Origin of the sequence: Marinobacter sp. DSM 26671, from assembly GCF_900112835.1 — a bacterium.
Lineage (GTDB): Bacteria > Pseudomonadota > Gammaproteobacteria > Pseudomonadales > Oleiphilaceae > Marinobacter > Marinobacter flavimaris.
Genome location: NZ_FONF01000010.1, coordinates 61,384 through 84,904, shown reverse-complemented (window position 1 = coordinate 84,904; position 23,521 = coordinate 61,384). Strand labels below are relative to the sequence as shown.

Genomic DNA, 23,521 nt, shown 5'->3' with positions numbered 1-23,521 from the left:
ACATTGGCCGGGCCGCGGCAAAGCGGACGTCACCTCCTCCACCTGCCGGGACACGAGTCTCACTACTGATTATGGACCTGGTCGTGCAGGTGCGCCATGGCGACACAGTTGCGGCCCCTGTCCTTTGCCAGATACATGGCTTTGTCGGCGGCGGCGCAGAGTGTCGAAGCAGTCTGCCCGTGATCCGGGTAGACCGCAACGCCCACGCTGATGGTCAGGGGCACCGCCTCGCCATTCCCCAACGGCTGCGGCTCTTCCGCCACTTTGCGCCGCAAACGCTCGGCCGTTTCCTGGGCCTCCTCCAGATCCATTTCAGGCAAAACAATCACGAACTCCTCTCCGCCAAACCGACCGATGGAATCGACGCTGCGGACGCTGCCCAGCAACAGGCGGCTGATAGCTCTGAGAACCGAGTCACCTGCAGCATGGCCGTAGGTGTCATTCACATCCTTGAAATGGTCGAAATCCACCCAGAGCACCGCCATGGGTCGCTGGTAACGTCGGGCTCTCTGAAGCTCCTCATCCAGCACCCGGGACATTTCCCGCCTGTTCAGAAGACCGGTCAGGGGATCCCGAGTGGCCATTTGCTCAAGCTCTGTCTCCAGCACTTTGCGGTCAGAAATGTCCAGAATGATGCCTTCAAGGTGGAGCGAGCCATCGTCCTCCTGAACGCCTCGTCCCCGCTCCCAGACCCAGATACGACTGCCGTCTTTTCGGGTGACCTCGTATTCCAGGGAAAACGATTCTTCTTTTTCCAGGGCCACTCTGACTTGCTCGAACAGTTGCTGATTAGAAGCGTCGCTGACCAGCGCCGCATAGCTGGTGACGCGGTTATTGACCAACTCGTCCGGTTCATAACCAGTCAACTTGGTACACCCCTGGGAGACAAATTTCATCGTCCAGTCGGGATCATACAGGCAGCGATAGGCCATGCCCGGGAGATTGTCCATCAGGATCTGGAGCTGCCGCTCGCGCTCACGGAGTGCTTGCCGTTGTCGGTGCTGGAGGTTGAGCAGGGCCCGATCCTTGGTGAGTTGGCGGAGCAACACGGAAAAGAGAATCACCCCGGTTATCAGCACAAAGAAAGAGCCTTTCCAGGTCTGGATGACGGAGAGGGTTTTCGGATCGGGAAACCATGCTTCCGCGAGAGTGTCGGAAAACGCAATCCAGGCAAAGCCGGCGATCAGATAGACCACGGCAACCCAGCCAGCGCGCCGCAGGGGTGTGCGGTTTTCGTTCAAGCTTTTCATTCCCTGAGATTTCGACGACGAAGGCTCCATGAACACCGCCATCGATGTTTGAATAATTATAATGTACGAAAAATAGTCATAACGGCGCTTTAAGTCGAGCGTCAAATGTCATGCCCGGTAAAATCCACCCGGGAATCGGGTTTTGCCTCCACGCCAGACAGTTGTTGTGATGCCGCTTAGCTGCTTTAATTCCCGGTTTCTGCCGTCTTTCAGGAGCCCAGCATGACGCCTGGCATCAACGCTGCGCGCAAAGCCTCTGTACCCCATACCATCCATGAGTACGACCACGACCCGGCCAGCGAGAGCTATGGTACCGAGGCCGCCGAGAAAACCGGCGTGGATCCCGCCCGGGTCTTCAAAACACTGGTTGTGGCCATCGACGGCAAGGAGCTGGTGGTTGCCATTGTCCCGGTGACCACCATGCTCAATATGAAACTGATCGCCCGGGCCTCAGGTGGGAAAAAAGCCGGGATGGCAGACAAACAGTTGGTCGAGCGCACCACCGGCTATGTCCTGGGTGGTGTCAGCCCCCTGGGCCAGAGAAAACAGCTGACAACCTTTATTGACGACTCGGCATTGGACTTCGACACCATATTTGTCAGCGGGGGGCGCAGAGGGCTAGAGATTGAACTTGCGCCCCGCGATCTGGCCCTCCTGACCAAAGGCGCGTTCGCTCCGCTACATTCCACCCCCCACCAGGAGTAGCCCGTGAATCACGCAACGGATCTGCTACTAATCGGCGGCACCCTGCTGCTGGCTCTTGCCGCACACGGCATCGGCCAGCGCATACACGTGCCCAGGGTTACCCTGTTGCTATTGCTTGGGGCGCTTGCCGGGCCGGAACTTCTGGATCTTCTGCCAGCAGGTGCAGACGATCACTTCGGATTCATTACCCAATTAACGCTTGCCATGGTCGGCTTCCTGCTGGGCGAGCGCATGGCAGTGAAAAACCTGTCAGAAGGCCGGGAAGCCGTGATTGTGAGCCTCGCGGTCACTCTGGTGACGGCGGCATTTGTTGCCGTTGCAGTCTGGCTTGTTACTCGTAATCTACCCGCTGCGCTGCTCCTGGGTTCCATCGCAACAGCAACAGCACCGGCAGCAACACTTGATACGTTGAAGGAAGCTGGTGCGAACGGTCCGCTGACCCGGCTGGTGTTCCAGGTCGTCGCCATTGATGATGCCTGGGGCGCCATCCTGTTCAGTATCTGCCTGGTCGGTGCACAACTGCTGCTGGGCGAAGGCGGTACCGGGCTTTCGACCCTCGGAGTCGGTCTTTTGGATGTCGGAGGGGCGGTTCTGCTGGGCACGGTCCTGGGTCTGCCTATGGCCTGGCTTACGGGCCGGCTGCGGCCCGGGGAGCCGATGTTGCTCGAGTCCGCCGGGTTTGTCTTTGTGGCCGCCGGCATCGCGTCGTTTCTTGGCCTCTCCTATCTGCTGACCTGCATGACCCTCGGCATCGTGGTCGCCAACCGGGCAAGGCATCATGTGCGCCCGTTCCGTTCAATTGAAGGGATTTCCGAGCCGTTCCTGGCCCTGTTCTTCTTCATGGCCGGCTACCAACTCGAGTGGGCCATGCTGCCAACCCTCGGTGCACTGGGCCTCGCCTATGTTGCCGCCCGGATTGCCGGCAGGTTGGCCGGCGGACGGTTCGGCGGCTATCTGGCCGGTTCTGCATCTCATACCCGGAAACGGATCGGCGCCTGCCTCATGCCCCAAGCCGGCGTTGCCCTGGGCCTGGCACTGCTGGCCACAGAACGGCTGCCGGAACTGACGTATATTCTGCCTCTGGTCATTGGCGCAACGGTGATCTTTGAACTGGTGGGGCCGCCACTCACCCTGATTCAGCTCAGGCGAGCCGGCGAAACCGGCAAAGGCTATCAGGACGAACCGGACGAGGACTGATCGCCCGGTACACGGCCATAAAAAAACCGGAGAACCCAAGGGTTGTCCGGTTTTTTGAATGCATCCGGATGTCAGTCCGGATGCTTCAACGCTGACTTACTTCACAGATGAACGGGCATCCTCAAGGATCTGGTTCAGCGTGGCACTGGGCTGCATGATTTCGCAGACCTTTTCCATCGGCGGGTGGTAGTAGCCCCCGATATCGGCCGGATTGCCCTGAACCACGGTCATCTCCTCCAGGATCTTGTCCTTGTTCTCTTCCAGCTGTGCCGACAGCTTGGTGAAGAACTCCTTCAGATTCTTGTCGCTGTCCTGGTTGGCCAGCTCTTCCGCCCAGTAACGGGCCAGGTGGAAGTGAGAACCCCGGTTGTCCAGTTCACCGGTAACCCTGGACGGAGACTGGTTGTTTTCCAGCAGACGCTCGGTGGCCTTGTCCAGGGTCTGACCCAGCAGACGCGCGCGCTCGTTGTTCTGCTTCTCGCCCAGCTCGTCCAGGGAGACCGCAGTAGCCAGGAACTCACCCAGGGAGTCCCAGCGCAGGTGGTTTTCCTGGATCAGCTGCTGAACGTGCTTGGGTGCGGAACCGCCGGCACCGGTCTCGTACAGGCCACCGCCGTTGAGCAGCGGAACGATGGACAGCATCTTGGCACTGGTACCCAGCTCGAGGATCGGGAACAGGTCGGTGAGGTAGTCACGCAGTACGTTACCGGTCACGGAGATGGTGTCGAGACCGCGAATCAGGCGCTCCATGGTCCAGCGGATGGCGCGAACCGGGGACATGATGCGGATATCCAGACCTTCAGTGTCGTGATCCTTCAGATAGGTGTTCACTTTCTGGATCAGCTGGGCGTCGTGAGCACGCTCGTCGTCCAGCCAGAACACGGCAGGCATACCGGTGGCACGGGCACGGTTGACCGCCAGCTTGACCCAGTCACGGATCGGCAGGTCTTTGGTCTGGCATGCGCGCCAGATGTCGCCTTTCTCGACGTTGTGCTCGGTCAGCACGGTGCCGTCTTCGGCAACAACGCGAACAACACCGTCTTCCTTGATTTCAAAGGTCTTGTCGTGAGAGCCGTACTCTTCGGCTTTCTGCGCCATCAGACCGACGTTCGGTACGGTCCCCATGGTGGTGGGATCGAAGGCACCGTGGGTCTTACAGAAGTTGATCACTTCCTGGTAGATGGTGGCGTAAGTGGACTCGGGCATAACCGCCTTGGTGTCCTTGAGCTTGTTGTCACGCGCCCACATCTTGCCGGAGTTACGGATCATCGCCGGCATGGAAGCATCAACAATGACGTCGCTTGGAACGTGCAGGTTGGTGATGCCCTTGACGGAATCGACCATGGCGATTTCCGGACGGTGCTCGTAACAGGCGTGCAGGTCTTCCTGGATCTGCTCCTGCTTGGATTCCGGCAGTTGCTTGATCTTCTCGACCACGCTCGACAGACCGTTGTTCGGGTTCACGCCGATCTCGTCGAACAGCTCACCGTACTTGTCGAACAGATCCTTGTAGAAAACCTTCACCGCGTGACCGAACACGATCGGGTGGGAGATTTTCATCATGGTGGCTTTCACGTGCAGGGAGAACATGACACCGGTGTTCTCGCAATCGGCAATGGCGTCCTCGAAGAACTTCACCAGCGCCTTCTTGCTCATGAACATGCCGTCCAGAACTTCGCCTTCCTGCAGCGGCAGGTCGGCCTTCAGAACCGTCTGCTTACCCTGCTTGTTCTCGAACACGATGTTGGCTTTGGTCGCCTTGTCGAGAGTGACAGACTGCTCGCTGGAGTAGAAGTCGCCACCGCGCATGTGGGCCACGTGGGTGCGTGAGGCCGGGCTCCACTCACCCATGGAATGCGGGTATTTGCGGGCAAAAGCCTTTACGGCAGTCGGCGCACGACGGTCGGAGTTGCCTTCACGCAGAACCGGGTTAACGGCACTACCGAGAACCTTGGCATAACGGGACTGGATTTCTTTCTCTTCGTCATTTTCCGGATTTTCTTTGTATTCCGGAACGTTGTAACCCTGCTCGTTCAGCTCCTTGATTGCGGCCCGCAGCTGGGGAATGGACGCTGAGATATTCGGCAGTTTGATGATGTTGGCGTCCGGGTCCTTGGTGTATTCACCCAGTTCGGCCAGGGCATCCGGAACCCGCTGATCTTCCTCCAGATAATCCGGGAAGTTCGCCAGAATACGCGCCGCGAGAGAGATGTCGCTGGTTTCGAATTCAATACCAGCCGGCTTGGCGTAGGTTTCCAGGATGGGAAGAAGCGACCGTGTTGCGAGGGCTGGCGCCTCGTCGGTCAGTGTGTAGACAATCTTGGCTTTGGATGATGTCATTTTCGTCCTCAGGCTAATGGGTGGGTTCAGGACGGTCATGGCGGGGTCAGGCGTCTTTTGAACGTCCGACCTGAGCAATGACTGATTAGGAACTTTTGATAGGGCTACTAAGATACCATTTTTTCGTTAATTTTGGTTACGATCTTAGTATAAGAACGGACTAAAAATGCCTGATCTTCGGTTACAAGACGATGAAATGGCGGGAATTTACGAAACTTTCTAACATCGACCTGGAGTGGACGCAGGGCGGGTGGCGCCTCCCAAAACACGCTCCTTGCGGCACATCCCTGTGGCGCTTGGGCTCCGCCATCCATGGCTCCGCACAGTTTTGGGAGGCGCCACCCGCCCCGCTGTTGGGCTGTTCAGGCGAGCTCTACAGCAAGAATCTCGCCCGTTTTCAGCGACTTATTGTCAACAAAACCGGCCTTATTCCGGCAATAACCCGACCGCAGACAACCGCTCCCGAATATGGTCCAGGGCCTCGGGGTTGCCCAGGGCATCCCGGTTGTCGGCCTTTTTCGAGCCGTTGATTAACCGGGCCACCGCCAGTTCAACCTTCTTGCCACTGCGGGTGTACGGAATGTCGTTCACCTCCACAATGTGCTTGGGCACGTGCCGTGGGCTGGCGCCTTCGCGGATTCGGCTCTTGAGCTGTTTCAGCAGGTCGTCGGTGATTTCCTGGCCGTCGGCCGGAACCACCAGCAGAACCACTTCCACGTCGCCGTCGATCTGGCGGCCGACGACGAGGCTGTCTTTGACCTCGGCCACGGTTTCGACCTGGCGGTAGATTTCCGCGGTACCGATTCGAACGCCGCCCGGGTTCAGGGTGGCGTCAGAGCGGCCATAGATGATGGCGCCGCCGTGTTCGGTGAACTCGATGAAATCACCATGGGCCCATACGCCCGGGAAGGTGTTGAAGTAGGCGTCGCGGTAGCGCTCGCCATCCGGATCCTGCCAGAAGCTGACGGGCATGGATGGCAGCGGCTGACGGCAGACCAGCTCGCCGCGACCTTCACTGACCGGCTGGCCATCGTCGCCGTAGGCAACCGCGTCGACGCCCAGGAAACGGCACTGGATTTCGCCGCGGCGAACAGGCAGCAGTGGCGTTGAACCCACGAAGCAGCCGCAGATGTCCGTGCCACCGGCAATGGAGCCAAGCAGGGCGTCGGGGGCGCCATCGCTGTAAACCCAGTCATAGTCTTCCGGCAACAGCGGTGAGCCGGTGGAAAACACCACTCGCAGCTTGCTCTGATCCAGGGTTTTTGCGGGCTTGAGTTCGCCTTTTCGGCAGCCGGCAATGAACCGGGCGCTGGTTCCGAAGTGGGTGACCTTCTCTTCCGCAACGGTGTCCCACAGAAAGTTCAGGCTCGGGTAACCCGGAGAGCCATCAACGGTGATTACGGCGGCGCCGGTCATCAGGGCGGAGGCCTGCCAGTTCCACATCATCCAGCCACAGGTGGTGAAGTACAGGAATCGGTCTTCGGGGCCAACGTCGCCGTGAAGCATCAGCTCCTTGGCATGATTGACCAGCAGGCCAGCATTGCCGTGCACGATGCACTTGGGTTTGCCCGTGGTGCCGGAGGAATACAGGATATACACCGGATGATCCGGAGGCAGAGGCGTAAAGGAAGGAGCCGTTCCTTCGCCAGCAGCGAGGGCGTTTTCCCAGGTAGTCACCAGATCGCCCGAAATCGGAGCCTCGTCTGGCAGTTGCTGGACACTGACAACCGCCTTGAGCGTTGGCAGGCCGGCAATGAGCTCGGCAAAATCCTGCTGGCGCGCAAACACTTTGCCGCCGTAGCCGTAGCCGTTCACGACGATCAGAGCCGAAGGTTCGATCTGGCCAAAGCGGTCAAGAATCGCGCCGATGCCGAAATCCGGTGACGCGGAACTCCAGATGGCCCCAAGACTTGTAGCGGCCAGCATCCCCACCAGGGCTTCATAGCCGTTGGTAACAACACCGGCTACCCGGTCACCCTGTTTGATGCCTTTGCTGCGCAGGAAGGCTTCCAGGGCACCGGCATCGGCTTTCAGTTCGGCGTAGGTGCGACGCAGCACCGGACGGGTTTCGCAGTACGCCACGACCGCTTCGCGATCGCGGTGCTCACCATCTGCCAGCCTCAGCAGGTTGGCAGCAAAGTTCAGCTTCATCCCGGGGAACCATTCGGCGCCCGGCATTTCATGCTTGCCCAGTACTTTTTCAGCCGGTGTATCGCAGACAAGACCACAGTAATCCCAGACTTTTTGCCAGAAGGTTTCCAGCTCATCAATGGACCACTGGTGCAGTGCGTGGTAGTCAGCAAACGGGCCGAAGCCCTGCTGCTCAAGCCATGTCCTGAACTGGCCCATACGGGAATTGGCCAGGGTGTCTTCCGACGGAGACCAGACTACCGGTGATTGTTCTTCATTGCTCATCCATATCTCCTGAATGTTACTGCATATGCCAGCCGTGACTGACCACGATGGACTGGCCAGTCAAAGCCGCAGAGGGGAATGCAGCCAGATGAACGGCCAACTCTGCCACGTCTTCCAGGGTGGTGAATTCCCCGTCCACAGTGTTCTTGAGCATAACTTTACTGATCACTTCCTCTTCGGAAATGCCCAGCTCCTTGGCCTGTTCCGGAATCTGCTTGTCCACCAGGGGCGTGCGCACAAACCCGGGGCAGATGATGTTGCTCCGCACCCCGTGTTCCGCACCTTCCTTCGCCACCGCCCGACACAACCCCAGCATGCCATGCTTGGCCGCCACGTATGGGGCTTTCAGGGGCGAGGCTTCCTGGGAATGCACCGACCCCATGTAGAGCATGGTGCCCCCGCCACTCTCGTACATGTGCTTGAGTGCCGCGCGGGTCACCAGGAATGCGCCATCGAGATGCACATTCATGACTTTGCGCCAATCGGAGTAGGCCAGCTTGTGCACCGGGTCGATGTGCTGGATGCCGGCGTTCGCGATGGCGATATCCAGACCACCCCACTGTTTAACCACAGAATTGACGTTTACGTCAACTGCATCTTCGTCAGTGACATCCATTTCAAGGGCGATGGCAGTGCCGCCGGCCTGCTCGATGGCATCTACGGTGTCCTGGGCCGCCTCGAGTGTCAGGTCAGCCACAGCGACCTTGGCGCCTTCGCGGCCGTAGGCCTCGGCAATGGCCCGGCCGATGCCGCGACCGGCACCGGTAATCAAAGCAATCCGGTTTTCCAGACGCATGGTTATTTTCTCCTTAGTCGTAAGCCACGCTGGGCAGCCAGGTCGCGATTTCCGGTACCACGAACACAATAGCCAGCGCTGCCAGCTGAATAATGATGAACGGTATAACGCCACGGTAGATGTCGGTAACGGCGATCTCCGGCGGCGCCACACCCTTGATGTAGAACAGCGCAAATCCGACCGGCGGCGTCAGGAAAGAAGTCTGCAGGCACATGGCAAACAGGATGGTGAACCAGACCAGATCAAAGCCGAGGCTTTGCACAACCGGGGCAACCAGCGGCAGGATGATCAGTGTGATTTCCACCCAGTCCAGGAAGAAGCCGAGCAGGAATACGCCGAACAGAATGGTCAGAACCACACCATAAGGGCCGAACGGCAGACCCAACAGGGCGTCCTCGATCACCTGGTCGCCGCCCAGACCCCGCAGGACCACGGAGAACGCGGTGGCACCCAGGAAGATGGCAAAGATGAACGCCGCCGTGCGCGTCGTCTGCTGCATGGAAGAGTTCAGCACGTTCAGGTTCAGTCGGCCAGACATCAGTGCCAGCAGGAGAGCACCCAGGGCGCCCACACCGGAAGCCTCCGTTGGAGTCGCTATGCCGGCAAAGATGGAACCCAGTACGCCCAGGATCAACGCGGCGGTTGGCACTACTGCCTTTGCCACTTCCCAGACGATGGCCCAGCTCACTTTTTCGGTACCTTCCGGCACCGGCGCAATGTTCGGCTGCAGCATCGGACGGATAATCGCGTAGGCCACGTACATGGCACCCAGCATAAGGCCGGGGAAGAAGGCGCCCATGAACAGGTCACCGACTGACGCCTCGGGAACCGCCAGGCGGTCGGCCATCAGAACCAGCATAATGGAGGGCGGAATCAGAATACCCAGGGTTCCGGTGGCACACGCCGTACCCACCGCAAAGCCCTTGTCGTACTTGTTCTCCATCATTACCGGCAGGGACAACATGCCGAGGAGCACTACGGACGCCCCGATGATACCGGTGGTCGCGGCCAACAGAACGCCGATAACGATGACGGTCACCGCATAGCCGCCGCGAACGGCGCCAAACAGTTTGACCATGCTGTTCATCAGTCGCTCGGCTACGCCGGACTGGTCAAGCATGATGCCCATGAATATAAACATGGGCAGTGCCACAAGGGTTTCGCTACTGACCACCTTCCAGATTCGCTCGGGCACAAGCCCCATGGAAGATTGATAATCGAACCACAGATTGGCTCCAAAATTCTCAACGGCGACGACACCAACAACGGTCCAGATAACCGCGGTGCCGCCCAGTACCCAAGCAACCGGATAGCCGGTCATCAGCAGCGCCCCGAAGGTGAGGAACATGCCGATTACAAATAGGGTTTCAAGCTCCATCAGGACGCATCCTCTTTCTTGGTCTCACCGGACTCGACCCGGATTGGCTTCGGAAAGCCGAAAAGCAAAGCCGTCACTTTCAGCAGACGGGACAGGGCCGCGACGATCAGGAGCCCAAACGACAGCGCGAGAACGCCCTTGAGAATCCAGCGGTAAGGAAGGCCCGCCGGCGCCTGACTGGTCTCGCCCTGCTCCCAGGAGCTCACGGCATAGGGAATCATTTCGTAGACCGCCAAAACCAAAAACGGCAACAACAGGAACACCAGCCCAAACAGCTCGATCCAGGCCTGGCCTTTCAACGACAAGCGCTCATGGATAACGTCCACCCGCACGTGATCATCGGTTACCAGGGTGTAGCCCAGCCCCAACAACCAGCCCGCGCCAGCCAGATGCCATTGAACTTCCTCCAGAGTGACCGACCCCATGCCAAAGGCATAGCGCCCCACCACTGCGTAGATAATCACGCCCGTGACCACAATCCAGAGCCAGGAGGCACTCTTGCCTATTGCAGAAATCACGGCGTCCAGAACCCGGCTTAGCCAGGTGGTTGGAAACTCGGTGTGATGATGAATAAATTGACCGGCGTCCGACGCCGATGCATGCACCTCGGGCGGAGAGCCTTTATCAGACACTGTCATACAACAGTTCCTCGTTCAGAAAGCCTGCCGTGAAACAAGGATGGCCCCGCAGGGCCATCCAGACTAAATCAAAGAGCACCGGAATTGCGTCCGGTGCCCTGGGTCAGCCCCGAACCTTACAGGTCCGCCGGAACATAGGCGCGGGTATCCCACACCTTGTAGGATTCCATGAACTCCTGCTGGCTTTCGTAAACACGCTTGAAGTCAGCATCCTTGGAAGCTTCTTCTTCGAGCACTTCCTCGGTTACTTCCCTCAGCTTGAGCAGAACGTCGCGGGGGATCTGGTCAGCCTGAACGCCTTTGTCCTGGAACTCGGCCAGAACCTTGCCGTTCTTGTACTCGCCCTCGGCCAGACCACGGGTGGTTGCCGCGGTGCAGGAAGCCTCAACCAGCGCCTTCTGTGCCTCGGTGGCACGTGCCCACTCGTCCTTGTTGATCAGCATGTACTGGGCAGTGAACTGCTGGTGCCAGCCCGGGAACAGGTTGTACTTGACCACCTGGTTGAAGCCCAGGATCTGATCGATGGCTGGCATGGAGAATTCGGTGGCATCGATGGTGCCCTTCTCCAGTGCCTGGTAGAGCTCGCCGCCAGGCATCATGGTGACAGAGGCGCCCAGCTTTTCGAGGACCTTGCCGCCGAGGCCGGCGAAGCGGATCTTCAGGCCTTTGTAATCTTCCAGGGTCTCGATGGGCTCGGAATACCAACCCGCTGTTTCAGGCCCAATGATGCCGCACAGCTGTGCGTGAACATTGAAGCCTTTGTTGGCATAGGTTTCCTGCAGCATTTCATGACCGCCACCGTAGTAATACCAGCCGATGTAGGCAGGCGGCTTCATGCCGAAGGGAACAGCGGCAAACAGGGGAATCGCAGGCACTTTGCCCTGGTCGTAACCGATCCAGGTGTAACCGGCGGAAACCTTGCCGTCTGAGACGGACTGCAGGATGTCGAACGGCGGAACCAGCTTGCCGGGCTCATAGACACGGACCTGGATGCTGCCATCAGAAGCGGTAGTGAGGTTGTCTGCAACCCAGGCAGCGGGAGAACCGAGGCCAGGAAGGTTGGTTGCGAAGGCTACGGGCATTTTCCAGCGCAGATCGTCTGCAAAAGCGGAGCCCGTGGTAAGAGCGATCGCACCGGCCACACCGGTGAGAGCCTTGAGAAGTTTCATTGGCAAGTCTCCTAACTTTGTTGTTTTGTCTGGCCTGGCGGCTTTCAACCAGAAAGGCCTGAACTGAGTATAATCAGAGAATGCAGGAACAGACGGACAGGGTGATGTTTGGGGTCCAACAGTTAGCGCCAGTCTTGTTCTGTGCATTGTTCTGACGTCCTGCGCCTCGGATATAGCAGACACTATGCCATCTTAGTTTTATTGATATAATTCAGTAAGTTATAAAATGCGGTCGAAGCCGGCACGAGGGAAAGTGTCCGGAATTTAGGACATCATTAGACGTCAGTCGTAAGGGATTGTACGGATGAGCAGACAGTCGTCCGGATTTCAGGACAACTTGGCCAGTTTCTCGTACAGAACAGATCGGGATATACCCAACAGCTTGGCAGCCCGGGTACGGTTGCCACGGCTTGCCACCAGAGCTTCTTCGATCGCCTGGGCCTCTGCCTCGGCGAGTGTCTGGGACAACGGCCTCACGGGTTGCGGTGCAAGAGAAGACACCGGGCGCGTCCCGGCTCGGGGCAACACCTTGAAAATCGCGTCGGCATCGAGCAAGCCACCTTCCTCGCCCATGGTCATTGCCCGCTCGAGAACGTTGCGCAACTCACGGATATTGCCCGGCCAGTCATAACTGCCCAGCGCCGAGACGCCGGCATCCGTAATCTCACCACGCAACTCCAGACCCTCGCAGATCTCTTCAAGAAGCGCTTCGCAGAGCACACCGAGATCCGCCAGCCGATCCCTCAAGGGTGGAATGGGGATTTCCAGGACATTAAGGCGGTAATAAAGATCGGAGCGGAAAGTACCTTCGGAGATCATGACCTCAAGATTTCTGCTGGTGGCAGCAATAACCCGAACATCCACCGAAACCACCTTGTTGGAGCCCAGCGGTTCAATCTCTCCCTCTTGCAGGGCCCGCAACAGCTTGGCCTGCAGCGGCAACGGCATGTCACCCACCTCGTCGAGAAACAGGGTGCCACCGTTAGCCAGTTGAAACTTGCCTTCCCGGGTGCGGCGATCGGCACCGGTGTAGGCGCCGGGTGCGACGCCAAAGAACTCGGCCTCAAGGAGGTTGTCCGGAATGGCGGCCACGTTCACTCCCACGAACGGTTTCTCCGCACGTCCCGAGACCGTATGAATCGCCTGGGCGAGCACTTCCTTGCCGGTGCCCGTTTCTCCCAGCAGTAGAACCGGCATATCGCGACCGGCCGCCAAGCGCGCGCGACGCTTGACCTCCAGCGCTGCCGGGCTGGCACCAACGAAATCACCGAGGCTATAGCGAGTACCTCGTGCCTTTTTCGCCAACGCCTTGCGCGCGGCCGCCAGATCCTGGTGGAGCCGACGGTATTTCGACACCAGTGGCGTCAGGGGCTGAAGGTCGTCGTAAAGTACAAAGGCCACGGCACCGACGATTTTTCCGTTGTCGTCGTAGTACGGCAGGCGCGTTACCACCAACTGTTGCTGGTTGTGCTCCATGATGTCCAGCAGCAGGGGTTTACCGGTTTCGACCACTTCGGGCATTCGGGTGTGAGGGATTAGCTGGCGCACCGGTTTGCCGATGATGGTAGACGGATCGCCCAGGCCAAGAAGATGGGAGTAGCTGCTGTTAATCCAGGTAATCCGTGCATCGCAGTCCACGGCGATGGCACCGGCGCTGGCTTCCTCGAACATGGGAAACAGGGCTTCGATCAGGTCTCTGGTCAGGCCACTTTTATTGTTGTCAGAAAACAGCTGTGTCATGTACCGCGCACCAACGGGTCGAATGTCATTCATCTGGATAACCCTCGCACCCGACAGGCCGGGTGCAGTGACGGAAGTATATGGGGCCCCCGGACCGGGGGCAAACGAAGCCGGCCCCGCAACGGGCCGGCGCGTGTCACACTTATTCCGGGATCCGGACCTGGTTGTCAGTAAAGACAATCCGGTCGCCGGCATCCGGCGCGGGATTGATCGCCGGCAGGTTGACCTCCGCCAGCGGTGTTGTGATAGCCCCCCGTGGCACCGTCCGGACTACCTGGCTTGGCGGCAACGCCTGCTTTTCAGTCAGATTCGCCCAGACCAGGTCCAGCGCCTGGAAATAATAGTGGTGCAACGGCACATACCGGTCAGCAACGCCCGGGAACCCATTAAGTACGTCCAGATGATGCGCGTTCAGGATTTCGTAGTACCGCAGGTTGCTTTTCTTTCCTTCCACTCGCTGGTTCAGGCCAAAATAGGGCCGGGAGGTGTGGTTGATGGGTAGAATCGCATCGGCACGGCCGGTCACGAAAACCGTCGGCTTGCCCTGCAGATCACCCGAGGCACGGACTTCGGCGATACCCTCGGCAATAGCCGTTGCCAGCTCGGCGTCAGAGCCCTGCAGATCAGCTCCGCTGACGGGGTCGCTGCCCTGGGCAAGGCTACGAAGGCACAACAGTGCATCCAGGCCATAGTCCAATTGGTTGGTACTTGGTGAAGCACTGGCAGGCAGATTGGTGGGCTGACCATCGGCACCATCGTAGACGATGTTTACGCCGGCCGACGGCGGAATGCCATTGCTGACAGAGAACAGAGCGGCCTCTACCCCCGGCGCTATCGGAGCCACTGCCCCGGCGCCATCCACTGCCGCCAGGCTGAGATCACAGACACGATCCTCGACACCGGCGCGACCATAAGCATTGGCATAGGTCATAGAAATACTCTGGGCTACGGCGAGCCCGAAGTGCACCGGCGCCAGCAGATTCTGCTCCGGCTGAATACCAAAGTCCTCGTTCAGGATGCGCAGCGCGTCTGTGGCTCGGTCATCCAGCGTGGCACCACTCACCAGCCCCTTGTTGGCAAGGGAGTTACAGATATTCTCGCCGATTGCAGGGGGATTGAAGGTGGCGTTCAATGGCGCATCGTCCCGGATCGCCGGCGCCTGGTTGGCACAGCCCTGATAGACAGCAAGGGCCGTGGTGTAATCCAGCAGGCTGCGGCTGTGCTCGGTAATCTCCAGGCCCTCGCCCTGGCGTATGGTGAAGCTCCGGTCCACCTGCGGGTTCACGTTGGGCTCGGACACCGCCACGCCATCGATAAGGCCCTTCGTATCCTGCTCGGCTGCACGGACGGAAGAACCACCACCGTTGGAGACACTGGAGGCAATGACCACGGTGTTTTTGGGTTTGATGGTCAGCAGCGTTTCGCCGTTGCCCAGCTCACGGCCAAACTTCTCGTTCAGCACGTAAAACCCGAATTCAATGGACTGCAGTACATGCTGGCCCCAGTCGGCTTCCGGATTGGCTCTGGAGTGAGCGTGCTTCCAGGCAAACCGATCCGGCCAGGCGCTGTCGAAATCCGCTCGCTGCCCATCGGTCAGGTCGGCCCGGAACTGCACTGGTTCGACATCGGAGGTGAGCGTGCCATCAATCCGCTGGGCGGTGTTTGTAGCCAGGTTATGGGAACCTGTTCCTGTGCCCTTGTCGGTGTATACGACAGCACACCCTTTTTTCAGGCCCCACTCGCCGGCCGTACCGATAGCACCGTAGATGCCACGGGAGCCGGAGGACGGCGCCGTGACCATGCAGGGTCGATCCGGGTCAAAGCTATCGGGCACCTGAGCCATCACCGTAACCGGCACGTCGGTTCCGGGCACTGACATGTAGGCAATGAATTCTTCACCCGCAATCAGGCCTTCACCGCTGGCGTTAACCTGCGGACCAAAGAAGGTCCCATAACCGCCTCCGGGGGCGGTATCCACCAGTGCGCGATAGTTGTTATAGATCGCCAACCGTCGAAGTTCTGCAGCGGTAGGGTTCAAAGGGTCTGCGAATGCAGGCCCGGGCGCACTGGCCAGACCGCTGGCACCCAGGCCCGCAGTAAGCAGGTCATCGGTAATACCGTCGTAGCTGGTCTGACTGATATCGCCCTGAATGAAATCGGGGATTTCGTTAAACGGTGGATTATCCTTGCAGGCTGAGAGGGTCAACCCCGTGGCGCCGATCAGGGCGCAGAGCATTATTCGTTTCATGATCGTTCCTTGTTTGTTGTTGTAAACGAACAGACCAGGCCGCAAGCCGGGCCCCGGGAACGCCATGCGCATCCTGTGCCAATTGGCTATGTCTATGTTTTATAAATATTAAATTTACCTCTTACTTGAACTTTAAAGAATAATTCCGGATTTCCGGACAGCCCCGGGGCCAGCAATCATCGAAAAACACGCCCATTGCGAGCCTAGCAGAGATTGTCCTTGAAACCGGACACTGTACTGAATGTCGGACAATGGAGTCTGGATAAGGTAATCCGCCCCGCCCCGTACCGGCATCCATCAATATCAGTCCGTCGTAGCTTTGATGTGAAACCTCAATTCGCCTGAAAAAGGAGAGCCCAGTGCCCGGTTACCGAACAGGGGGCAGACGGGGTGGGTTGGTCGGCGTGATTGGCAGCCTGCTGTTGCTGGCCGGGTGCGCGACCCACCACAATGCACCAGAGAACGCGGCCTTGCCGGGAGAATCATCCTTTCAGGTAGAGCGCAATTTACAGTTCTCCCCCGATAACTGGCCACAACGACTATTCGCCGACCTTTACCTGCCCGAGAACGGGGCCTCAGGGCATCGCCATCCGGTGGTCCTGATGGTTCACGGGGGTGGCTGGCAACGACGGTCCCGTGAAGACATGGCCTGGATCGCGGAAGAAGTGGCCAGCCACGGTTTCGCGGTGCTGAACATCGACTACCGGTTTGCACCGGAATACACCTTCCCGGCGCAGCTGCATGATCTCCAGCTCGCCCGCCAGTGGTTGAACGAGCATGCCGACAAATACCGCCTCGACCGCAAGCAAGTCAGCGGTTTCGGGTTTTCATCCGGCGCCCATCTGATTGCCCTGCTGGCCCTGGTGGAAAGCTCCGACAGCGAGCTAAACCAGCCCTACGGCGGGCCGGAGTCCCGGCTGCACGCTGTTGTCGCCGGCGGCTTGCCGTCTGACCTCATGGCGTTCGGTTCGGGCAAGCTGATCCGGCAGTTCCTCGGTGGCGAGCAGCAGGCGATGCCGGACACCTATCGCAGTGCCTCACCGATCAGTCACGTGACGGCCACCGCACCGCCCTTTTTCCTGTTTCACGGCGCCGTGGACATGCTTGTGCCCTTCAGCCAGGCCGAACGTTTCCGGGACGCTCTCGCAAGTCATCAGGTATACAGCGAACTCTATGAAATGCATCTGCGAGGACATGTCACCAGCTTTCTCACAGCCGGCGATGCGGTTGACGAGGCAATCGCATTCCTCGACCGAGAGAAAGGTAACTGATTGCCGGGTCGCTATCCGATCCGGATGAACGGCAGCAGGCTCAGGCCCGTGATGACCAGAATGGCAATGCAGGCCGCCAGAGTCCGGATTGGCCTCTGCCTGAGCATGAACCAGAAACCGCCGGATTCGCCCCGGGCCAGGTGCTCCTCATAGGCCTGTCGCTGGGTTTCATAGCGTTGCCTCTGATACTCATCCAGCAGCGCCCTGGCCCTGGCCGCCTCATCGTCGTCGTGCACCCAGAAACCGCCCATGCTGATGCCCCAGCGGCTTGGTGGCGTCTCGTAATAGGCTACCTCGTGGGCATCAAACAGGGCCCGGATTTCCTCGGCCTCGTCATCGGGTACATGGCGCAGGTTCATCAGATGGTGGGGCATGGACTCTCGTTGTCTGGTATCAGGTGCGGGTATCCCTATATCCTAGCACTAAAGCCCGACGGGGCCCGACAGCCCGAATTCGACACCGGAACCCTGAATGACCGACAACCCCCTCCGATTGCTGCTGGAGTTTGACAGCCAGGCGCAACGGGACAGATCACAGCCGCCTACCTTCCTGCATCGACGCGACCGCAAGTTCGCTCTCGTCTGTGAAGAGCAGGGCGAGGCCCCGGACGCGGCCCGCTGGCTCGCCCACCTGAACCGCCTCAGCGGTCCCCGGGCAACCCCGACATCCGCGGACCGGACACTGGCATCGTGGCGCCGGATCAACGGTGGTTTTGCACTGTCAGGCGCGGTCGCGGGCACGCTGGCGATGGCCGGGCTGCTGTTCTATGACGGCGGCCAGCGCATCAACATCACGGTTTTCCTGGCGTTCGTGTTGCTGCACCTGATATTTGCCCTGTTCACCACCGTGCAAGCCATGGCCGGATGGCAGCCCTGGCGCTGGTTGGCGCATCGATTGGGGGTCAACCCGGGAGATGGCGCCTTCACCAGGCTTCAGCCTGTTCTGATGGCCAGAGCGGCTCACCTGGGCGGCATTGCGTTCGCCATCGCAGGGCTGTTTACCCTGCTGGCCATGGTCGTCTTGCAGGACCTCGCCTTCGGCTGGAGCACCACGCTGGACACTGCCGCCACCAGCTATCACGGATTGGTTAGGGCCATTGCGACGCCCTGGGCCTGGCTCTGGCCTGCCGCGGCCCCGGATCTTGCGCTGGTCGAGGCGACGCGTTTTTTCCGGGCCGGTAACCCAACGGCAAGTCCTGACCCGGCCCTCTGGGGCCTTTGGTGGCCGTTTGTGGCCATGATGTGGGCAACCTGGGTTCTTCTGCCAAGGATAATTCTCTGGGCGTGTGCGTCCGTGCAGGCCCGGCAAAAAGCCCGGCGCCTGCTCACCAGCCATCCAGCCATGCACGCCCTGCTGTATCGCATGGAAACACCCGCCCTGGACACTGGCAACAGCCATCATGACGCCGACGATCTTCCGGACACCGACACTCGAGGCAACCTGCGATCACTGCCCGACAGCGACATTCTGTTGTGTTGGGCCGGCGCCGGTGAACCGGAATTGCCAGAGTCGCTTCGGTCAGGCAAGCAGCTCGTGCTCACGGCCGGCGGCGGCGCCAGCCTTTCGGACGATGATCAGGCTCTGCACCGGATCGCCGAGCATCTGAAAAACAACGCCAAGGCAGTCATCCTGCTGGTTCGCTGCTGGCAACCCCCGACCGGCGAGCTTCAGGACTTCCTGGCGGCCGCCCGGGACATCTGGCCCGACAACGCCAGGGTCGCGCTGGTGCCACTGGCCACGGACAGCAATCAGCAACCCGATGCCCACCAGATCCAGCCCTGGCTGCGATTTGCCGAAAGGGTGGGCAGCGAGTTCGTCCAGGTGTCTCTGCCCCCGCTCCAGATGCGGGACCCCTACACAGCCATCGGGGATGGGTCATGACTCGGATACCCACGTTTGCGGTCGTCGGACACCCGAACAAGGGTAAATCCAGCGTGGTGGCGACCCTGTCCCAGAACGATGCCATTGCCATTGCCCTGGAACCCGGCACCACACGCAGGCATCAGGCGTACCCGCTGAAGGTGGACGGCCAGACCCTCTACACTCTGGTCGACACGCCCGGATTCCAGCGGCCGAGACGGGTAATGGAGTGGCTGGAAGCCCACAGTGTCTCCGCCTCGGATCACGCAGACACCGTCAAAGCCTTTGTGGCACAGCATGAGGGGGACGGCCGATTCACCGATGAATGTGAGCTTCTCAGACCGCTGATCGAAGGCGCCGGGATCATCTACGTGGTGGACGGCTCGGTGCCTTACAGCGCAGAGCACGAGGCAGAAATGACCATCCTGCGCTGGACTGGCCGTCCGAGCCTGGCCCTGATCAACAGCATCGGCGCCGACGACTACAGTGACACCTGGCAGGCTGCTCTGGGCCAGTTCTTTCAGGTTGTCCGCCGTTTCGACGCGGTTCGCGCCCCATTCGAGCAACATCTGGGCCTTTTGCGGGCTTTCGGACAACTGGAGCCGGACTGGGAAACACCACTGGAACAGGCCACTCACTACCTGTCCGCCCAGCGGCAGCAGCGCCGCCATCAGGCCGCAGTACTGATCGCCAGGACACTTGAGAGCATGATGTCCTACCAGGAAAAACGGACGCTTACCGCCGGCCAGGCTGCAGAAACCAGTGACGGCTCCCTGGCCGAACAGCTGCGGGAACGTTGGTATCGTCACCAGCGCAAGCGGGAACAGACCCTGCGCGTGGATATCGAACATCTTTATCAGCACCAGCGCATCCGTCGCCAGGAAGCCGAACTGGAGTGGCACAGCGAACACGACCTGTTCTCGGAAGACAGCCGCAAAGCCTGGGCGGTCAGCAAGCGCTACCTGGCCACCGCCGGCTTCGGCGCGGGCGCCGTCAGTGGCGCCGGAATCGACGCGCTGACCTTCGGCTCCTCCCTTGGAACCGGTGCTCTGGTGGGCGGTTTGATCGGTGCTGCCGGCAGCTATTTCTACGGCGATCGGCTGGCCTTGCCGGCGCTGAGTATCGGCGTGCTCAGGGACGGATTGAAAACAGCCACCTTCGGTCCTGTACAGGACAGCCAGTTCGGCTATGTTGTATTGGGAAGGGCCGTGGATCACTGGTGGCATATCTCCCATCGGAATCACGCTGGTCGCGACCTGCTGGACCTTGAGCCAGCAGACCATCACTGGCTCGAGCGACTTGAAAAATCGAGCCGACAGGAAATTCAGAAAGCCTTCGACAAGTGCCGGAAACGGCGCCCCCTGGATGAACGCCAGCGGGAAAGATTCGCCACCTCGCTCGAACAGGCCATGGCCGTTTACGACGATTGGCGGTTGAACCGCACCTGAAAGGGATGTTTATACTAAAAGGCTATTCCATCACAAAATGAGGAATGCTCATGAAAATCGTACGAGTGCAAGACATTATCGGTACCGAGCGGGAAGTCACCGGCCCAGGGTGGACAAGCCGCCGCATGCTTCTCAAAAAAGACGGCATGGGCTTTTCCTTCCACGAGACCATCATCCCTGCCGGGGCCGAGTTGAACCTCTGGTACAAGCATCACCTCGAAGCGGTCTACTGTGTTGCCGGCAACGGCAAGATCCTGGACAAAGCCACTGGTGAAACCCATGAGATCACTGACGGAACCCTGTACGCACTCGACAAGCATGACCAGCACACCCTGTACGGTGGCACGGAAGACATGCGACTGATCTGTGCCTTCAATCCACCGGTTACCGGCCGTGAAGTCCACGACGAAGACGGTGCCTATCTGCCGGACACCAGCGAAGACTGAATCGTCTTGCCCGTGGCTGAACACCAGGCCGCGACCACACCGCCACCGCCAGCGAAGCTGCTGCCGGTGGCGGTGTTGCTTTGGCTGGCCGGCGTTTACCTGCGGATACCGGTACTGGTCGCGCCGCCCCTGGCGCCGTTCATCAGCGACGAACTGGCACTCACCCAGGCACTCACCGGCGCCCTGACCACCCTGCCCATCCTGATGCTGGCCATCGGCTCCATGCCCGGCTCACTGGCCATTGCCCGGACTGGCCCCCGCAATACCCTGGCTCTGGCCATGGTGATCATGGTGATCGGCTCCGCCGGGCGCGGCCTGATGCCCGACACCCTGACCCTGATGCTTGCCAGTGCCGTCATGGGCATCGGCGTCTCCATGATGCAACCATCTCTGCCGGCACTACTGCCCCGGTGGCTGGAACCCCACCACCTCGCGTTAGGCTCTGCGATCTACATGAACGGCATGCTGATGGGTGAATTCATCGGTGCCGGCATCACGCTGCCTGTGCTCATGCCCCTGCTGGACAACAGCTGGCGCGCCACCCTGGTGGCCTGGTCACTCCCGGCGCTGCTGGTTGCCGCAGCCCTGTTCCTGCCCAAACGGGACCGGGCCAAACCGGTGCGAAAAGTAGCCTGGCTACCGGACTGGCATAACCCCTTGACCCTGAGAATCGGTCTACTGCTCGGCCTCTCCGGCTCGCTGTTTTTTGGCCTCAACGCGTACATGGGCAACCTGCTGCAGCATCAGGGCCAGTTCGACAAACTGCCGGATGCCCTGTTCTGGTACAACCTTGCCCAGGTCTTCGCCTCCCTGATCATGCTGAAAATGGCGCGCTACTGGGTCGGGCGTCGTGGCGTCATCGCCACCCTGGCCAGCATCAGCCTGCTCGGCGCCATTGGCGCGGTCATGCTTACCGGCTGGTGGTCCATCGTCAGCGCCACTCTCATGAGCCTGGTCGCCGGCATGCTCCTGATCCTGCTCGTAGCGATACCCCCGCTGGTGGTCTCCGCCGCCGAAACTGGCCGCCTCTCCGCCGGCACCTTCCTGGTCGGTTACACCGTCGCTTTTTGCGTGCCTATGCTTGGCGGTGTCGTCGCCGACTGGACCGGCGATGCCCGCCACGCCCTGATGCTGATGATCACCTACGGCCTGCTGGTCTTGCCCCTGGCCTTTACCCTGAACCTGGAACGAAAAAAGGACCAGCCCGAAAGCTGATCCTTCTCTGAATACCAATTTTCCCTTCGCGGACTCCCCGTATACAGCCGGAACGGCCGTGGGGCGGGGGTATTACATCCCCCGCCCCGCGGCCAGACTCCAAACTAATACAGGGTCAGATGTAATAGTCCTTCAACGGAGGAAACCCATTAAACTCAATGGCACTGTAGGTCGTCGTATAGGCTCCGGTAGACAGCCAATACATCCGATCCCCAATCGCCAGATTCAACGGCAACGGATACTTGTGATGCTCATACATGATATCGGCACTGTCACAGGTCGGCCCGGCAATCACACAATCCTCGCCTTCGCCCACTTTTTCCGTCCAGATCGGAAACTTGATGGCCTCATCCAGCGTCTCGATCAGGCCTGAAAACTTGCCCACATCGGTAAACACCCAGCGATGCAGGGCAGTACGGGATTTCCGGGAAATCAGAACCACCTCGCTCACAAGAACACCGGCGTTGGAAATCAGCGATCGGCCCGGCTCGATGATGATCTCCGGCAGCTCGGCACCAAAGTCCTCGTGCAGGAAGCGGGCAATCTCCTCCGCGTACACCCTCAGCTCATTGGTGCGAGTGATGTAGTTGGCCGGGAAACCACCGCCCATGTTGATCATCTTCAGCTCGATACCGTCTTCTTCCTTCAGACGCTCGAAAATCACCTTCACCTTGTTCAGGGCCGCATCCCAGGCGCCAATCTCGCGCTGCTGGGAACCGACGTGAAACGACACGCCGTAGGGCACCAGACCCAGGTCACGGGCAAGGATCAGCAGGTCCATGGCCATGTCGGTCTGGCAGCCGAACTTGCGGGACAGCGGCCAGTCTGCCGTCAGGGTACCTTCGGTCAGGATACGCACATACACTTTCGAGCCCGGGGCCGCCTTGGCGATGTTGCGAAGGTCTGCCTCCGAGTCGGTGGCAAACATACGAACGCCTTTCTCGTAGAAGGTGCGAATGTCCTTCGCCTTCTTGATGGTATTGCCGTAGCTGATCCGCTCACCGGTCACACCCAGGGCCATCACCTTGTCCAGCTCGTAAACCGACGCGATATCGAAAGAGGCACCCTTGTCGCGCAGCATGGTCAGGATCTGCGGGGCCGGGTTGGCTTTCACCGCATAGTAAACCTTGGCGTAGGGGAAACCCTCGACCAGCTCGTCGTACTGACGGTCAATCGTTGCGGTGTCGATCACCACAAACGGAGTTTCCTTGCCGTCGGCAAAGTCCTTGATGCGCTTGAACGTGTCGGCTTCGTAGTAATCGGCGATATTGGCGTTAGCGGCTTCGGTCATGGGTGGTGTGTCCCTCCACAGGGCAAACAGGCATAAAAAAAGGCACTACAGCAACGCTGCAGCACCCGTTAGATAGCGCGATCATCGGGCTTTTTTGAGGGCCCGGATATGAGC

At 59.7% G+C, this 23,521-nt stretch carries 18 protein-coding genes; 7 read left to right on the top strand and 11 right to left on the bottom strand.

What is annotated here, in order from left to right:
• Positions 1 to 62: 62 nt before the first annotated feature.
• Complete coding sequence (locus BM035_RS12750; protein WP_175497392.1) at positions 63 to 1,250, bottom strand: sensor domain-containing diguanylate cyclase; 1,188 nt, start codon at positions 1,248 to 1,250, stop codon at positions 63 to 65.
• A 222-nt stretch (positions 1,251 to 1,472) separates the two neighbouring features.
• On the opposite strand from BM035_RS12750, the gene ybaK reads away from it, so the two are divergent.
• Both ybaK and BM035_RS12740 read left to right on the top strand, forming a co-directional pair.
• Entirely contained in the window at positions 1,473 to 1,955 is a 483-nt protein-coding gene (gene ybaK, locus BM035_RS12745) for a Cys-tRNA(Pro) deacylase (protein WP_008176781.1), read from the top strand.
• 3 nt (positions 1,956 to 1,958) lie between these two features.
• Positions 1,959 to 3,152 carry a cation:proton antiporter gene (locus BM035_RS12740; protein ID WP_092032241.1) on the top strand — a complete coding sequence of 398 codons (1,194 nt, stop codon included), beginning with the start codon at positions 1,959 to 1,961 and terminating at the stop codon, positions 3,150 to 3,152.
• Between the two features lie 96 nt (positions 3,153 to 3,248).
• Here the strand turns inward: BM035_RS12740 and BM035_RS12735 are convergent, their stop codons facing one another.
• From BM035_RS12735 to BM035_RS12700, 8 genes are all read right to left on the bottom strand, one after another.
• Positions 3,249 to 5,492 (bottom strand): NADP-dependent isocitrate dehydrogenase, encoded by a 2,244-nt coding sequence (locus BM035_RS12735; protein WP_092032238.1) that lies wholly within the window; start codon positions 5,490 to 5,492, stop codon positions 3,249 to 3,251.
• Positions 5,493 to 5,918: 426 nt separating this feature from the next.
• Entirely contained in the window at positions 5,919 to 7,907 is a 1,989-nt protein-coding gene (locus BM035_RS12730; RefSeq protein ID WP_092032236.1) for an acetoacetate--CoA ligase, read from the bottom strand.
• 16 nt (positions 7,908 to 7,923) lie between these two features.
• Positions 7,924 to 8,703 (bottom strand): 3-hydroxybutyrate dehydrogenase, encoded by a 780-nt coding sequence (locus tag BM035_RS12725; RefSeq protein WP_092032234.1) that lies wholly within the window; start codon positions 8,701 to 8,703, stop codon positions 7,924 to 7,926.
• Positions 8,704 to 8,716: 13 nt separating this feature from the next.
• Entirely contained in the window at positions 8,717 to 10,081 is a 1,365-nt protein-coding gene (locus BM035_RS12720) for a TRAP transporter large permease (RefSeq protein ID WP_008176768.1), read from the bottom strand.
• Positions 10,081 to 10,719, bottom strand: coding sequence for a TRAP transporter small permease subunit (locus BM035_RS12715; protein WP_008176766.1), 639 nt, complete (start codon positions 10,717 to 10,719; stop codon positions 10,081 to 10,083). The genes BM035_RS12720 and BM035_RS12715 overlap by 1 nt, the downstream gene beginning before the upstream one ends.
• Before the next feature lie 116 nt (positions 10,720 to 10,835).
• Positions 10,836 to 11,888: a TRAP transporter substrate-binding protein gene (locus BM035_RS12710; protein WP_053113486.1), complete on the bottom strand. Its 1,053-nt coding sequence runs from the start codon at positions 11,886 to 11,888 to the stop codon at positions 10,836 to 10,838.
• Positions 11,889 to 12,215: 327 nt separating this feature from the next.
• Positions 12,216 to 13,628 carry a sigma-54 interaction domain-containing protein gene (locus tag BM035_RS12705; RefSeq protein ID WP_014578922.1) on the bottom strand — a complete coding sequence of 471 codons (1,413 nt, stop codon included), beginning with the start codon at positions 13,626 to 13,628 and terminating at the stop codon, positions 12,216 to 12,218.
• A gap of 142 nt (positions 13,629 to 13,770) precedes the next feature.
• Positions 13,771 to 15,876 (bottom strand): 3-hydroxybutyrate oligomer hydrolase family protein, encoded by a 2,106-nt coding sequence (locus tag BM035_RS12700; protein ID WP_039882175.1) that lies wholly within the window; start codon positions 15,874 to 15,876, stop codon positions 13,771 to 13,773.
• A gap of 359 nt (positions 15,877 to 16,235) precedes the next feature.
• Between BM035_RS12700 and BM035_RS12695 the strand changes: the two genes are divergently transcribed.
• Positions 16,236 to 17,147, top strand: a complete 912-nt coding sequence (locus tag BM035_RS12695; RefSeq protein WP_092032232.1) for an alpha/beta hydrolase — start codon at positions 16,236 to 16,238, stop codon at positions 17,145 to 17,147.
• A gap of 11 nt (positions 17,148 to 17,158) precedes the next feature.
• Here BM035_RS12695 and BM035_RS12690 read toward each other — a convergent pair whose 3' ends face one another.
• Positions 17,159 to 17,521, bottom strand: a complete 363-nt coding sequence (locus BM035_RS12690; protein WP_092032230.1) for a DUF6164 family protein — start codon at positions 17,519 to 17,521, stop codon at positions 17,159 to 17,161.
• A gap of 97 nt (positions 17,522 to 17,618) precedes the next feature.
• Here BM035_RS12690 and BM035_RS12685 point away from each other — a divergent pair, with 97 nt between their 5' ends.
• The 4 genes from BM035_RS12685 to BM035_RS12670 are packed head-to-tail and all read left to right on the top strand — an operon-like array spanning position 17,619 to position 22,116.
• Complete coding sequence (locus BM035_RS12685; protein WP_092032229.1) at positions 17,619 to 19,028, top strand: DUF2868 domain-containing protein; 1,410 nt, start codon at positions 17,619 to 17,621, stop codon at positions 19,026 to 19,028.
• On the top strand, positions 19,025 to 20,455 hold the full coding sequence (locus tag BM035_RS12680; RefSeq protein WP_092032227.1) for a GTPase/DUF3482 domain-containing protein: 1,431 nt from the start codon (positions 19,025 to 19,027) through the stop codon (positions 20,453 to 20,455). The genes BM035_RS12685 and BM035_RS12680 overlap by 4 nt, the downstream gene beginning before the upstream one ends.
• Before the next feature lie 50 nt (positions 20,456 to 20,505).
• Complete coding sequence (locus BM035_RS12675; RefSeq protein WP_008176749.1) at positions 20,506 to 20,901, top strand: ectoine synthase; 396 nt, start codon at positions 20,506 to 20,508, stop codon at positions 20,899 to 20,901.
• 12 nt (positions 20,902 to 20,913) lie between these two features.
• A complete protein-coding gene (locus BM035_RS12670) occupies positions 20,914 to 22,116 on the top strand; it encodes an MFS transporter (protein WP_092032226.1) in 1,203 nt (400 codons plus the stop codon).
• A 115-nt stretch (positions 22,117 to 22,231) separates the two neighbouring features.
• Here the strand turns inward: BM035_RS12670 and BM035_RS12665 are convergent, their stop codons facing one another.
• Complete coding sequence (locus BM035_RS12665; RefSeq protein WP_092032223.1) at positions 22,232 to 23,407, bottom strand: type III PLP-dependent enzyme; 1,176 nt, start codon at positions 23,405 to 23,407, stop codon at positions 22,232 to 22,234.
• Positions 23,408 to 23,521 lie beyond the last annotated feature (114 nt).

Excerpts from the sequence above, each read along its gene's own strand:
- BM035_RS12750 (WP_175497392.1), bottom strand. The coding sequence starts at position 1,250 with ATGAAAAGCTTGAACGAAAACCGCACACCCCTGCGGCGCGCTGGCTGG.
- ybaK (WP_008176781.1), top strand. The coding sequence starts at position 1,473 with ATGACGCCTGGCATCAACGCTGCGCGCAAAGCCTCTGTACCCCATACC.
- BM035_RS12735 (WP_092032238.1), bottom strand. The coding sequence starts at position 5,492 with ATGACATCATCCAAAGCCAAGATTGTCTACACACTGACCGACGAGGCG.
- BM035_RS12730 (WP_092032236.1), bottom strand. The coding sequence starts at position 7,907 with ATGAGCAATGAAGAACAATCACCGGTAGTCTGGTCTCCGTCGGAAGAC.
- BM035_RS12725 (WP_092032234.1), bottom strand. The coding sequence starts at position 8,703 with ATGCGTCTGGAAAACCGGATTGCTTTGATTACCGGTGCCGGTCGCGGC.
- BM035_RS12720 (WP_008176768.1), bottom strand. The coding sequence starts at position 10,081 with ATGGAGCTTGAAACCCTATTTGTAATCGGCATGTTCCTCACCTTCGGG.
- BM035_RS12715 (WP_008176766.1), bottom strand. The coding sequence starts at position 10,719 with ATGACAGTGTCTGATAAAGGCTCTCCGCCCGAGGTGCATGCATCGGCG.
- BM035_RS12710 (WP_053113486.1), bottom strand. The coding sequence starts at position 11,888 with ATGAAACTTCTCAAGGCTCTCACCGGTGTGGCCGGTGCGATCGCTCTT.
- BM035_RS12705 (WP_014578922.1), bottom strand. The coding sequence starts at position 13,628 with ATGACACAGCTGTTTTCTGACAACAATAAAAGTGGCCTGACCAGAGAC.
- BM035_RS12700 (WP_039882175.1), bottom strand. The coding sequence starts at position 15,876 with ATGAAACGAATAATGCTCTGCGCCCTGATCGGCGCCACGGGGTTGACC.
- BM035_RS12690 (WP_092032230.1), bottom strand. The coding sequence starts at position 17,521 with ATGCCCCACCATCTGATGAACCTGCGCCATGTACCCGATGACGAGGCC.
- BM035_RS12685 (WP_092032229.1), top strand. The coding sequence starts at position 17,619 with ATGACCGACAACCCCCTCCGATTGCTGCTGGAGTTTGACAGCCAGGCG.
- BM035_RS12680 (WP_092032227.1), top strand. The coding sequence starts at position 19,025 with ATGACTCGGATACCCACGTTTGCGGTCGTCGGACACCCGAACAAGGGT.
- BM035_RS12675 (WP_008176749.1), top strand. The coding sequence starts at position 20,506 with ATGAAAATCGTACGAGTGCAAGACATTATCGGTACCGAGCGGGAAGTC.
- BM035_RS12665 (WP_092032223.1), bottom strand. The coding sequence starts at position 23,407 with ATGACCGAAGCCGCTAACGCCAATATCGCCGATTACTACGAAGCCGAC.